This is a genomic window from Streptomyces sp. NPDC050703 (assembly GCF_040654435.1).
Taxonomy (GTDB): domain Bacteria; phylum Actinomycetota; class Actinomycetes; order Streptomycetales; family Streptomycetaceae; genus Streptomyces.
Map to the genome: position 1 here is coordinate 20,330 of NZ_JBFAHX010000034.1, position 12,024 is coordinate 32,353.

Below are 12,024 nucleotides of genomic sequence, written 5' to 3' on the forward strand. Positions count from 1 at the left end.
CCCGGCGGCTCGACGGCGTGTACAGGACACGCCCCGAGAAAGAAGGCCACCACCATGAGCACACGTACGAGTGCCACCCGCAGGGCCCGTACCCCGGTGCAGCAGGCGGCGCTGGCGGTCGCGCTGGTATTCCTGCTGGTGGGTGTACTGGGCTTCGTCCCCGGCGCCACCACCGACTACGACACCATGAAGTTCGCCTCCCACGACTCGGGCGCCGAACTGCTCGGGATCTTCCAGATCTCGGTCCTGCACAACCTGGTCCACCTGGCCTTCGGCGTCGTGGGCCTGGCCATGGCCCGCAGCGCCGCCACCGCTCGGACGTTCCTGCTGGCGGGCGGCGCCGTCTACCTGGTGCTGTGGCTGTACGGGCTGCTCGTCGGACACCACAGCAGCGCCAACTTCGTCCCGCTGAACGCCGCCGACGACTGGCTCCACTTCGCCCTGGGCATCGGCATGATCGCCCTGGGCACCCTCCTCACCCGCCGCGCCACCGCCGGCTCGGGCAGGTAACGGCGATGACCTCGGCGAAGCCGCTGTGGACGACCGCCGCCGGACTCGCCGCCGGAGCCACCGTCGCCGCATGACGGCTGAAGGCACGCCCGCAGGAACCGGCCTCCGAGAACCGCCGGCCGGCGCCGCCCACCATCCCGCGCCGGCCGGCACACCGCCGCGTCGTCCCGCCGGAGTCACGGGGTGGCTTCTCGCAGGTGTCTCACTCAGCAGATGCGGCCGGGCAGCCCCTCCGGGCTGACCGGCCGCATCTGCGGTGTCCGGACGTGTCCGTGTGTCCGGACGCGACTCAGGCGTTGAACTTCCAGAAGGCTTCCTTGGTCTTGGGACCGAATTTGCCGTCCACCGCGAGCCGGTAGTCGCCCCAGTAGTTCAGGTGCTTCTGCAGCCCCTTGATGGTCTTGGGCCCGACGATCCCGTCGACGTCGGAGCCCCGGAGCCCGAACTCCCTCTGCGCGGCCTTCCAACTGGCCGTGCCCAGCTTCCCGTCGATCGTCCCGGGGTTCTGACCCAGGTCCTTCAGCCAGCGCTGCCAGTTCTTGGCCCGCGCCGTGCTCAGCCCGAGGTTGTCGTACTGGGCCGAGACGTCCTGGGTGAACGCGGCGGACATGACGTCCGACGTGGGCGCCGCGGGCGCCGCGGCACTGACGCTCGCTCCCGCGAGTCCCCCGGCGGCGAGCCCGACGACGGCGGTCGCGCTGACGAGTGCTCGTGTGAAAGCAGGTCGCATGGTTCTCTCTCTTCTGTCGAGTGTGCCGGCATCGTGCGGCCGGAGCGCTGTCGGGCCGCCGACGGGTTCGCCCCGGTGTGATGAGGAACTTAGGGCGCTCCTTGCTCAGTAGCGTCAACCCGGCGATGGAGTGTGGTGCCAACCCTCGCGGTACATCCGAAAGCCGCTGCATCCCTCGCGGTACCGCACCAGTTGCACGTCAGCGCCCCACGGCCCGGCCGCACGTCGTATCCGCACTGACGCGGGTCCTGCCGGGTCCCGGGCAGGCCGCCACGAGCACCGCCCCTGCGAGACGCTCGGCCGGGGAGGACCCGGCCGCCGAGCGTCGACGGCTCGCCCCCGACCTGCCCTTCGTGAAATTCCCTCGCCGAATTGCCGCGCCAGCCCTTGTCAGGAACATGTAAAGCTCTTAGAGTCCCCGACCGAACCACCAGTGGGAGCGCTCCCATCATGGGGGAGACGGGGCGCACCCACAAGGTCGCCCCCCGCACCCCAACGAGAGGCCCCCGCATGCGACCCTCAACGCAGCACGCCCGCGCCCCGCGCGGCCTGTTGGGAACGCTCCTCACCGCTCTCGCCGTCGTGGCCGCGCTCGTCATGGCGACGCCACCGGCGCAGGCCGACACCACGATCTGCGATCAGTTCGGCTCGACCACGGTCCAGGGGCGCTACGTCGCCCAGAACAACCGCTGGGGCACCAGCGAAACGCAGTGCGTCTCCGTCTCGGACACGGGCTTCAGGATCACCCGGGCCGACGGTTCCGTACCGACCAGCGGCGCCCCCAAGTCGTACCCGTCGATCTTCAACGGCTGCCACTACACCAACTGCTCGCCCGGGACCAGCCTCCCGGCACGGCTCAGCTCCATCTCCAGCGCGCCCACCAGCATCTCCTACGGCTATGTCGGCGACGCGGTCTACAACGCCTCGTACGACATCTGGCTCGATCCGACGCCCCGGAAGGACGGTGTGAACCGGACCGAGATCATGGTGTGGTTCCACCGGGCGGGCGCGGTTCAGCCCGTGGGTTCCCCGGTGGGCACGGCCACGGTGGCCGGGCGCACCTGGCAGGTCTGGTCGGGCAACAACGGCGGCAACGACGTGCTGAGCTTCGTCGCCCCCTCGACGATCACGAGCTGGAACTTCGACGTCATGGACTTCGTCCGCCAGGCGGTCGACCGGGGCATGGCCCGGAAAGACTGGTACCTGACGAGCGTTCAGGCCGGTTTCGAGCCCTGGCGGAACGGCACCGGACTGTCGGTGAACTCCTTCTCGTCGAACGTCCACCTCGGCGCCGCCCGCCCTGGCGCGCGCTCCGGCTCCGACGCCCTCCGAGGCCCTGAGGAGACACGATGACCGACCAGAAGAGACAAGCCGCCTCGCCCAAGGGGCGTGCGCGCCGGGGCCGTCCGGTGGCCCTGGTCACCGCACTGGCCGTCCTGACGCTCGGCGCGGCGGGCCGAGTCGCGGCAGAGCCCGCGGTCGCCGCGGCAGCACACGTCGACAACCCGTTCGCCGGTGCGACCTTCTACGTCAACCCCGACTACGCGGCCCACGTCAAGGGTTCCATCGCCAGGACCTCCGACACCGCGCTCAAGGCGAAGATGGAGAAGGTCAAGAGGTACCCCACCGCCGTCTGGCTGGACCGGATCGCGGCGATCCACGGGGGTGACGCCAACGCCGGCCGCAAGAGCCTGACCGACCACCTCGACCTGGCGCTGGCCCAGAAGAAGCCCGGGAAGCCGATCACGGCCACGTTCGTCGTGTACGACCTGCCGGGGCGGGACTGCGCGTCCCTCGCCTCCAACGGCGAACTGCCGCTGACCGAAGCGGGCCTCGACCGCTACAAGAACGACTACATCGACGTCATCGCGAGTGTCTTCAAGAAACCCGAGTACCGGAAGATCCGCATCACCACGGTCGTCGAACCGGACGGCCTGCCGAACCTGGTCACCAACACCGCCGACCCGGAGTGCGCCCGGGCCAAGAGCAGCGGCATCTACACGAAGGCCGTCCAGTACGCGCTCGACAAGCTGCACGCCGTCCCCAACGTGTACACGTACCTGGACGCCGCCCACTCCGGCTGGCTCGGCTGGGACACCAACCGCGCGCAGGCCGTGCAGTTGTACACCGAGGTGGCCAAGGGCACGGCGGCCGGGCTGAGCAGTGTCGACGGTCTGGTCACCAACGTCTCCAACTACACGCCGACCGAGGAGCCGTTCCTGACCGATCCCGACAGGACGGTCGGCGGCGGCATGGTCAAGTCCAGCGGGTTCTACGAGTGGAACCCCGGCTTCGACGAGGCGGACTTCACCAGGGACCTGCACCGGGGCCTGGTCGCGGCGGGCTGGCCCGCCTCCACCGGCATGGTCGTCGACACCTCGCGCAATGGCTGGGGCGGCCCCGCCCGGCCGACCGCCGAGAGCACGAGCACCGAACTCGAAACCTACGTCACCGAGTCCAAGGCGGACCGGCGCGCGCACCGCGGCCTGTGGTGCAACGTCGACGGCGCGGGGCTCGGGCAGCCGCCGCGGAGTGCGCCCTCCGGGTTCCCGGACTCGCACCTGGACGCCTTCCTGTGGGTGAAACCGCCGGGTGAGTCCGACGGGACCGGCGAGGACATCCCGAACGACGAGGGCAAGCGCAAGGACCCGATGTGCGACCCCGACCACACCGCGCCCGGCGCGGGCGGCAACAAGACCGGTGCCCTGCCCGGCGCGCCCCTGGCCGGTCACTGGTTCCACGACCAGTTCTCGATGCTGGTGAGGAACGCCCACCCGGCCGTGCCCGCCGGCCCGAAGGCCACGGCGAAGGAGACCTCATGACCCCGAGCACCCTGCGGCCTCGCAGCACCCGAAGCAGGAAGCGGCCGCTGTCCCTGCTGGTGGCGGTGCTCGCCACCCTGCTCAGCGGCCTCGGCCTGACCCTGATCGGCCAGACCAGCGCCCAGGCGCACGGGGTGACGATGACCCCCGGATCACGGACCTACCTCTGCTACCTGGACGCCAGAACCAGCACCGGCGCGCTCGACCCGACGAACCCGGCGTGCAAGGCGGCGCTCGCGGAGAGCGGTGCGAACGCGCTGTACAACTGGTTCGCCGTGCTCGACTCCCAGGCCGGCGGACGCGGTCCTGGCTACGTCCCGGACGGCAAGCTGTGCAGTGCCGGTGACCGTTCCCCGTACAACTTCACCGGCTACAACGCCGCCCGCGCCGACTGGCCCCGTACGCACCTCACCTCCGGGTCGACCATCAAGATCAAGCACAGCAACTGGGCGGCGCACCCCGGTGACTTCCGGGTGTACGTCTCCAAGCCCGGCTACTCACCCGCGCGGCCGCTGGGCTGGGACGACCTGGAACTCGTCCAGACCGTCACCGACCCGCCGCAGTCAGGCTCGGTGGGCAGCGAGTCCGGTCACTACTACTGGGACCTCAAGCTGCCATCGGGCCGCTCGGGTGACGCGATGATGTTCATCCAGTGGGTGCGGTCGGACAGCCAGGAGAACTTCTTCTCCTGCTCCGACATCGTCTTCGACGGCGGCAACGGCGAGGTGACGGGAGTCCGGGACCCGGGAAACACCCCCACCCCGACACCCACCCCCACACCCACGCCGACCCCGGACGACCCGCACACCGGGTGCATGGCCCTCTACAAGGTGACCAACCAGTGGGACGGCGGCTTCCAGGGCTCCGTGGAGGTGATGAACCACAACACCACCGCACGTGACGGATGGGCCGTCCGCTGGCAGCCGGGCTCGGGCACGAAGATCAACCAGGTCTGGAACGGCACCCTCAGCACCGGCTCCGACGGGGCGGTCACGGTCAAGAACGCGGGCCACAACCGCACCATCCCACCGGACGGCACCGTGACGTTCGGCTTCACCGCCACCTCGACCGGGAGCAACCTGCCGGTCGGCTCGATCACCTGCGTCAAGCCCTGAGAAACCATCCGAAGAAGCTGAAAGAAGGAGATCATGGACTGTCATTCACGAGCCGGCCGCGGCGGCAGCGGACAGCGCCGGCTGACGCTCGTCCTGAGCACCTTCGTCGCCGTGCTGCTCGGCCTGGTCCCCTGGAGCGGCACCGCCGTGGCCCACGGGTCGGTCGTCGATCCGGCGTCGCGCAACTACGGCTGCTGGCAGCGCTGGGGCAGCGACTTCCAGAATCCGGCCATGGCCACCCAGGACCCCATGTGCTGGCAGGCGTGGCGGGCCGACCCCAACGCCATGTGGAACTGGAACGGTCTGTACCGCAACGGTTCGGGCGGGAACTTCCCGGCCGCCGTCCCCGACGGCCAGTTGTGCAGCGGAGGCCGCACCGAGGGCGGCCGGTACAACGCGCTGGACACGGCGGGCCCGTGGAAGACCACGGACATCGGCGCCGACTTCGACGTCAAGCTGTACGACCAGGCCAGCCACGGCGCGGACTACTTCCTGGTCTACGTCACCCGGCAGGGCTTCGACCCCACCACCCGGCCACTGCGCTGGAGCGACCTGGAGCTGGTGGCCCGTACCGGTAAGTACGCGCCCAGCCAGAACTACACGATCCCCGTCCGCACGTCCGGCTACAGCGGTCGTCATGTCGTCTACACGGTCTGGCAGGCCTCGCACATGGATCAGACCTACTTCCTGTGCAGCGACGTGAACTTCCGCTGACCGCACCGGCACCCTGACACACCGCGCACCGCTCCATGGCCGGGCCGCCGCCCTCTCCCGGCGGCCCGGCCCCGCACTACCGCTGACTGTCCTTGTTGTCCTCGAACAGTTCTCGCGTACGGCGCAGAAGTGCCTCCCTCACGGGGTCCGGCGACAGGACCCGTAGCCTGGTGCCCAGGCCGAGGAGGTACGTGACGAGTTGATCGGCGTCGTTGCCGCCGATCTCGACGACGGTGGTACCGGGGCCGTCGGGGCGGTGGGTGCCGATCGTGGGTGGGACCAGCCGTAGTGCCTGCTCCATGGGGTGGGCCAGCTGGACCCTGACATAGACCGGGTACACGACGCCCGCGATGGATCGGGAGACGAGCAGCGCCGGGTCGGGCGGGTCGACGAGTTCGACCGTGTGTCCGGTCGGCGCTACCTGGAGCACCCGATCGGCCCGGAACGTACGCCACTGGTCCCGCGCGATGTCCCGGGCGACGAAGTACCAGCGGCGGCCTGTGTACACCAGGCGATAGGGGGCGACGTCCCGGACGGTGTCATTCCCCGCGTGGTCCCGGTACGACATACGGGTGCGCTCGCCACGACGGCACACGGCGGCCAGTTCCAGCAGCATGCCGGGGGAGACGTGACGACCCTCGGGCCTGGGAGTGTGCACGAAGGTCGCGTCCATCTCCCCCAGCCGGTCCGCGATCCGGGGCGGCAGGACCTGACGCAGTTTCAACAGTGCCGACAGCGCGGCCTGGTCGCTGCCGAGGACGCCGCTGAGCGCGGCCTCCCGCAGCGCGACGGCCACGGCGAACGCTTCCTCGTCGTCGAGGACGAGCGGCGGCACCCGGGTACCGCCGCCGAGGCGGTAGCCGCCCCAGGGCCCGGGGTCGGATTCGATGCCGTAGCCGAGTTCCCGCAGGCGGGCGATGTCGCGCCGGACCGTGCGGTCAGTGACCGCCATGCGCTCGGCCAGTTCGTGGCAGGTCCACACCGGTCGGGTGGACAGCAGCGAGACGAGTCGTAGGAGGCGGGTGGAGGTGCTGATCACCTCCCGAAGTGTTCCCCATGACCAGGACCGGAACTGTCCGGGTCCCGTCATAGCGTCCTCCCCATGAGTACCGAAATCGCATCCGTGCCCGTGATCCGCTTGCTGTCCATCGACTTCGACTGCCCGGACCCCATGGAGCTGGCCCGCTTCTACGCCGACGCGCTCGGTCTGCCCGTCGTCTTCTCCAGCGACGACTTCGTCCTGCTCGGCCGGGAGGGTTCACCCGGACTGGGTTTCATCCGGGTGGCCGACTACCGGCGTCCGACCTGGCCGAACCCGTCGCAGGGCAAGCAGGCCCACATGGAGCTGGGGGTCGACGACCTGGACGCCGCCCACGCGCGGATGCTGGCACTGGGCGCCGTGGAACCCTCTGTCCAACCGCACCCCGAGCAGCGGAGGGTCCTGCTGGACCCCGCGGGCCATCCCTTCTGCATCTCCACGCAGGATTGAGTGCGCCGTCGCGGCGGGCGTACCGGTCCCACGGCGTCGTCAGGGCCATTCGGGCGTCTGAGACCGGGAGTTGGGGGCATTCGGGCGGTAGGAGGCCGGCCACGTGAGACCGGATCCTGGTGAGACCGATCCGAAGGAGCGAGAGATGACCACGCAGTACGGCAACCAGCCGGTCGGGCAGCCCCACGTCCCGGCCAAGAGCGGTGCCAGCGAGAACGTTCTCAGCATCATCGCGATCGTGCTGGGCGCGATCGGCTTGCTCTTCCTGCCGATCGTGTTCGGCCTCGGCGGACTGATCCTGGCCCTCGTCGCCAAGTTCGCCCGGCACGAACGGCTCTCCACCATCGCCCTGATCGTCGGTGCTGTCGGACTGATCGGCGGCATGGTCCTCGGCGCCCTCGTCGCCGGCTAGCAGGGTCCGGACCGGACCCTTCCCCGAGACGAAACGAGAAGATCCGTCTTGATCGGCTCGGCGGGATGCCCTATGTTCGATACGAACCGAGACGGTTCGTATCGTTCTGTAGAGGGTGATGTGCTGTGACGGATACAAGAGTGTGGCTCATCACCGGCGCGTCCCGAGGTCTGGGGAGAGCGTTCACCGAGGCCGCGCTGGCAAGCGGTGACCGCGTGGTGGCTGCCGCCCGCAACGTCGGGCCCCTGGAGGAACTGGCCGACAGGTACCCGGACCACTTGTTCCCGCTCCCGTTGGACGTCGCCGAACGACAGGGCGTGTTCGACGGGGTGAAGCGGGCGGCAGCCGCGTTCGGAAGGCTGGACGTCGTCGTCAACAACGCCGGCGGGATGCTCTACGGCATGGTGGAGGAAGCCACGGAGGAGCAGATCCGGGCCCATATGGATGTGAACTTCTTCGGCGCGGTGTGGGTGGCTCAGGCGGTCGTTCCCCACCTGCGAGCGCAGGGCGGCGGACGAATCCTCCAGGTCACCTCCATGGGCAGTGGCGGCGGCATGGCAACCGTCGGCTACTACGGTGCGGGCAAGGCCGCGCTGGACTCGGTGAGCGAGGCGCTTGCCATGGAGGTCGAGGGGTTCGGCATCAAGGTCACCATCGTGCAGATGGGTGGCTACAACACGGAGCTGTTCACCGCCGGCACCACGAACACCGAACCCTTGGCGCAGTACCAGCCCCTGCGCGCCGAGATGGAGGCGATGTGGGGTGATGCCGTCGCCCCGGAACCGGACACCGCCGCCCCGGTCATCATGGAGCTGGCGGCGCTGCCGAACCCGCCTCGACGTCTGATCGTCGGCAGCCAGTCCTTCGACCACGTCTTGGAGATGGACCGGGCCCAAGCGGATCTGTACCGCTCCTGGGAGCACCTCAGCCGTATCGCACCAGGCTGATCGGAGCCGCGTCTCGGTTCGCGGGACAGGGGCGGTCAGTTCGGCTCGGGTGGTTCGGTGAGGTTCGCGAGCAGTCGGTCGGCCGCCCCGCGTACACGACGCGTTCGCCCCTGCTCGGCCAGCAGGCGCAATGCCCGAGGTGGCAGTGGGCTGTGCTCGGCCGTGGCCTTGCGCTGCCACCAGTCGGATGCGTCAAGGAGATCAGCCGCTGCCCAGGGCTCGTCGAGGACGACGTCTCTGAGCAGGCTCCACTCACGCATGCGACGCGTGAGGAACGCGGACCGGGCCACGGCCCGGCCGAAGGCATCGGCCCAGGACGGGTAGAGCGGGTCCCTCAGCAGGGCTGCCGCCCGGCGGTCCAGGTGGCGGCATACGGCGCTGTCCGCCATCGCCGCGTCCGGATCACCGAGAATGTGAGCCACCAGGTCGTTCTCCTCGGCCTCGGTGACGCTGTCCAGCAGACGCAGGTACCGGGTGAAGCGCAGATGCTCGGCGGGCTCTGGCCCGGCGCCGTGGGCCGTCACCGGGCGGACCCGCGCGGGGGAGGGGCGTACGGAGAAGAGTCGTTCATCACCGGAAGAGCATATGAGCGCCCTGCCGTACTGGTCACGGCGCATGGTCCGTCACCGCGGTCGTGTCAGCCCGCGCGGAGAGCCGACGTGGCCGACGGCGGCGGGACAGCAGGCAGCCGGCCAGCGCGGCGCAGAGACCGGCCAGACCGGCCGCCGCGAAGCCGCTCGGCGGCGCGGAGCCATCGATCACTGCTCCGACGAGGGGCGCTCCCAGGGCGAAGCCCGCACTCTGCGCCGAGGACTGGAGGCCGGTGACCTCTCCCCGCCGGTCGCCCGGCGCCAGTCGGCTCACCTCATGGGACACGGCGGTCAGAGTCGGAGCAGTGAGCACCCCCGCACCGGTCACGGCGACGCACAGCCACAGCCAGCCCTCGGCGAACCCCGCGGCCGTCGTCGCGAGTCCGAGCAGGCCGAGCATCAGCCACGTGGGCGACTCCCGGGGCAGGAGACCGTACAGGAGCCCGCCGACGGCGGAGGTCAGACCGAACACGGCTATGACCACAGCCCCTCGGGACACCTGCCCCACTTCTTCGAGCGTGGCGACGATGGCGAGGTCGACACCGCTGAGCAGCACCGTGGTACCCAAGGCCATGGTCAGCACGGCAATCACCTCGCGGTGCAGCCGCTCGCGACGCGGAGTGCCTCGGCCCGCGTCGGCAGGGGCTTCGTCGGTGTCGCGCAGCGGTGGGTCCAGCAGGGCGATCCCCGCCCCACCGGCGACGACGACGGCACCCGTCCCCCACACGGCCACGTTCGGGTGCACCGTCGCAGCACACAGCATCACGACCGCGGGCCCGATCATGTACGACAGTTCGCCCTGCACCGACTCCAGCGCGAAGGCCGCGCGGCGCTGGGCGGGTGTGGTCATGGCAGTGATCGCCTGCCTGGTCACCGCCTGGGCGGGCACCATCGTCACGCCCGCCGCGAGAGCGGCTCCCACCAGCACGGGATAGGGCAGCCACGGGACGCTCGCCCAGAAGAGGGCTTGCGCGACAACCGTCACGTGCAGCACCGCGCGCGGACCGCGACGATCCATCCGGCGGCCGAGCAAGGGCCCACCCAGTGCCAGTCCGGTGGTCAGAGCAGCGGCGACACCACCGGCGGCCACATAACTCAGGTTCGCCCCCAGCACGACGTACATCGTCAGCGCCATCACCGCAGCCGTGACGGCGGTACGGGCCAGGAAGGAGACGGCCAGCAACGGCGCCATCCCCGGGCGCGCGAGAACTTGTCGGTATCCAGTCACCTCAGCGACGCTAGATCCATCAAAGACCCCTAGGTAGACGGACGTTCGCTGGGGCGGCCATAATAAACGGTTATGCCCAGGGACTTGGAGATCCACCTGCTGCGATCCTTTGTCACCGTGGTGCGGGCGGGCAGCATCAGCCGAGCCGCGAGCACGATGGGTCTCACCCAGCCCGCGCTGAGCCAGCAGGTGCGCAAGCTCGAACGAGCCGTCGGCCGACCGCTCCTGCACCGGTCCGCGTCCGGCATCTCGCCGACCAGGGCAGGCGAGGAGCTGCTGCCCTACGCCGAACGCATCCTCTTGCTGGCCTCACAGGCGCTTGCTGAGACCGGACGCGTGCTGACCGGCCGCTGCGGGATCGGGCTGCTCGAAGACCTGGCCGCGGCCCGGCTCCCGCAAGCACTCGCCGAACTCGCACAGATGCACCCCGGTGCGGCACTGGAGGTGCTCAGCCTGCCCGACGACGCCATTCGGGAGGCCTACGACGCAGGCCACGTGCAACTCGTGCTCAACGAGGTCGCCGCGCTTCCCGATCCGCCGAAGTGGAGACTGAGCCGCCCGCTGCACTGGGCCATCGGCCGCGGCGTGGACGTGACGGCCGACCCACTGCCGGTCGTGCTGTTCTCCGGCAAGTGCTCCTGGCGGACGTCGGCGCTCACAGCGCTCGACCGCGCCGACCGGCCCTGGCGAGTCACGTTCGAGAGCAACAGCCTGACCGGTGTGCTCGCCGCGCTACGTGCCGGCCTCGGTGTCGCCGCACTGCTGCCGATGAACATCGACGCTGCCATGACCTGCCACGACGCGGGCGCGCTTCCCCCGTTGCCCGAGGTGGAGTTGGGCCTCGCACGGCACCCGCGCTCCGCGGACGATCAGCTGATCGACGCCGTGGAGTCCGTGCTGCGGCACATGGTGTGAGCCGGCGCGCGATCCCTATGCGGGCGGATTGGCCCACGATCCGTAGCCCGGCGCCTTCGCACCGGACGGGTGGGCGCCGATCGCCCGCCACAGCAGTCCCTCGGTGTAGGCGTCGGGGGAGACGACGAACGGGAGTGTGCGTCCGTCCCCGCCGTGCGCGTGGCCTTCCCCGGCCTGGCGCTGTCCGGACGCGGCCCGCACGGACCGGCCTTCCTCGGGCCGGCTGTCATCCGGGACGGCGGGCTTCGCCCCGCTCCGTCCGGGCGCCGTCCAGGCAGCCACGTCCACGCGCCCCGCCAGTTCCGGGCCGTACCAGACGCCGACGTACCAGAGCTTGATGATGCTCTTCACGACTGGATCGGCGGACACGGCGGAGGGATCGGAAGAGATCGCTTCCCGGATCGCGTCCGGCCCTTCTTGATCCACGGCCGTTTCGTAGTACGCCTCCGCCTGACCGGTTCCCCATAGGTCGAACTCGCTGAACCCGGTCACGGTGGCAGAGAACTTCACGAATTCGCGCAGTTTCTCTTCTGTGGTCGTTCCTTGCGTCAC

Annotated in this window: 13 protein-coding genes and 1 pseudogene; 9 read left to right on the top strand and 5 right to left on the bottom strand. The window is 69.9% G+C overall.

Going from position 1 to position 12,024, the window contains the following annotated elements; translation table 11 throughout:
- The first annotated feature begins 54 nt into the window (after positions 1 to 54).
- Positions 55 to 510: a DUF4383 domain-containing protein gene (locus AB0I16_RS26775; RefSeq protein ID WP_363252134.1), complete on the top strand. Its 456-nt coding sequence runs from the start codon at positions 55 to 57 to the stop codon at positions 508 to 510.
- A 289-nt stretch (positions 511 to 799) separates the two neighbouring features.
- On the opposite strand, the gene AB0I16_RS26780 is transcribed toward AB0I16_RS26775, so the two are convergent.
- Positions 800 to 1,240, bottom strand: coding sequence for a peptidoglycan-binding domain-containing protein (locus tag AB0I16_RS26780; protein WP_363252135.1), 441 nt, complete (start codon positions 1,238 to 1,240; stop codon positions 800 to 802).
- 510 nt (positions 1,241 to 1,750) lie between these two features.
- On the opposite strand from AB0I16_RS26780, the pseudogene AB0I16_RS26785 reads away from it, so the two are divergent.
- The 4 genes and pseudogenes from AB0I16_RS26785 to AB0I16_RS26800 form a co-directional block, all read left to right on the top strand.
- Positions 1,751 to 2,524: pseudogene (locus AB0I16_RS26785) on the top strand (glycosyl hydrolase family 5); the annotation flags it as partial.
- A 65-nt stretch (positions 2,525 to 2,589) separates the two neighbouring features.
- Entirely contained in the window at positions 2,590 to 4,062 is a 1,473-nt protein-coding gene (locus AB0I16_RS26790; RefSeq protein ID WP_363252136.1) for a glycoside hydrolase family 6 protein, read from the top strand.
- A complete protein-coding gene (locus tag AB0I16_RS26795) occupies positions 4,059 to 5,177 on the top strand; it encodes a lytic polysaccharide monooxygenase (protein ID WP_363252138.1) in 1,119 nt (372 codons plus the stop codon). Before AB0I16_RS26790 ends, AB0I16_RS26795 begins: the two co-directional genes overlap by 4 nt.
- A gap of 33 nt (positions 5,178 to 5,210) precedes the next feature.
- Positions 5,211 to 5,891 carry a lytic polysaccharide monooxygenase gene (locus AB0I16_RS26800; protein ID WP_363252139.1) on the top strand — a complete coding sequence of 227 codons (681 nt, stop codon included), beginning with the start codon at positions 5,211 to 5,213 and terminating at the stop codon, positions 5,889 to 5,891.
- Between the two features lie 76 nt (positions 5,892 to 5,967).
- On the opposite strand, the gene AB0I16_RS26805 is transcribed toward AB0I16_RS26800, so the two are convergent.
- The gene (locus AB0I16_RS26805; RefSeq protein WP_363252140.1) at positions 5,968 to 6,930 is read right to left on the bottom strand and encodes a YafY family protein; all 963 of its coding nucleotides are present in this window, start codon (positions 6,928 to 6,930) and stop codon (positions 5,968 to 5,970) included.
- 63 nt (positions 6,931 to 6,993) lie between these two features.
- On the opposite strand from AB0I16_RS26805, the gene AB0I16_RS26810 reads away from it, so the two are divergent.
- The 3 genes from AB0I16_RS26810 (at position 6,994) to AB0I16_RS26820 (ending at position 8,739) form a co-directional block, all read left to right on the top strand.
- Complete coding sequence (locus AB0I16_RS26810) at positions 6,994 to 7,380, top strand: VOC family protein (protein ID WP_363252141.1); 387 nt, start codon at positions 6,994 to 6,996, stop codon at positions 7,378 to 7,380.
- 145 nt (positions 7,381 to 7,525) lie between these two features.
- Entirely contained in the window at positions 7,526 to 7,792 is a 267-nt protein-coding gene (locus AB0I16_RS26815) for a hypothetical protein (protein WP_363252142.1), read from the top strand.
- A 140-nt stretch (positions 7,793 to 7,932) separates the two neighbouring features.
- Positions 7,933 to 8,739, top strand: coding sequence for an SDR family NAD(P)-dependent oxidoreductase (locus tag AB0I16_RS26820; protein WP_363252143.1), 807 nt, complete (start codon positions 7,933 to 7,935; stop codon positions 8,737 to 8,739).
- Between the two features lie 35 nt (positions 8,740 to 8,774).
- Here AB0I16_RS26820 and AB0I16_RS26825 read toward each other — a convergent pair whose 3' ends face one another.
- Together AB0I16_RS26825 and AB0I16_RS26830 are read right to left on the bottom strand one after the other, a co-directional pair.
- Positions 8,775 to 9,356 (bottom strand): hypothetical protein, encoded by a 582-nt coding sequence (locus tag AB0I16_RS26825; RefSeq protein WP_363252144.1) that lies wholly within the window; start codon positions 9,354 to 9,356, stop codon positions 8,775 to 8,777.
- Positions 9,346 to 10,512 carry an MFS transporter gene (locus tag AB0I16_RS26830; protein WP_363252145.1) on the bottom strand — a complete coding sequence of 389 codons (1,167 nt, stop codon included), beginning with the start codon at positions 10,510 to 10,512 and terminating at the stop codon, positions 9,346 to 9,348. The genes AB0I16_RS26825 and AB0I16_RS26830 overlap by 11 nt, the downstream gene beginning before the upstream one ends.
- A 129-nt stretch (positions 10,513 to 10,641) precedes the next feature.
- Here AB0I16_RS26830 and AB0I16_RS26835 point away from each other — a divergent pair, with 129 nt between their 5' ends.
- A complete protein-coding gene (locus tag AB0I16_RS26835; RefSeq protein WP_363252146.1) occupies positions 10,642 to 11,472 on the top strand; it encodes a LysR family transcriptional regulator in 831 nt (276 codons plus the stop codon).
- Between the two features lie 15 nt (positions 11,473 to 11,487).
- Here AB0I16_RS26835 and AB0I16_RS26840 read toward each other — a convergent pair whose 3' ends face one another.
- Complete coding sequence (locus AB0I16_RS26840; RefSeq protein WP_363252147.1) at positions 11,488 to 12,024, bottom strand: hypothetical protein; 537 nt, start codon at positions 12,022 to 12,024, stop codon at positions 11,488 to 11,490.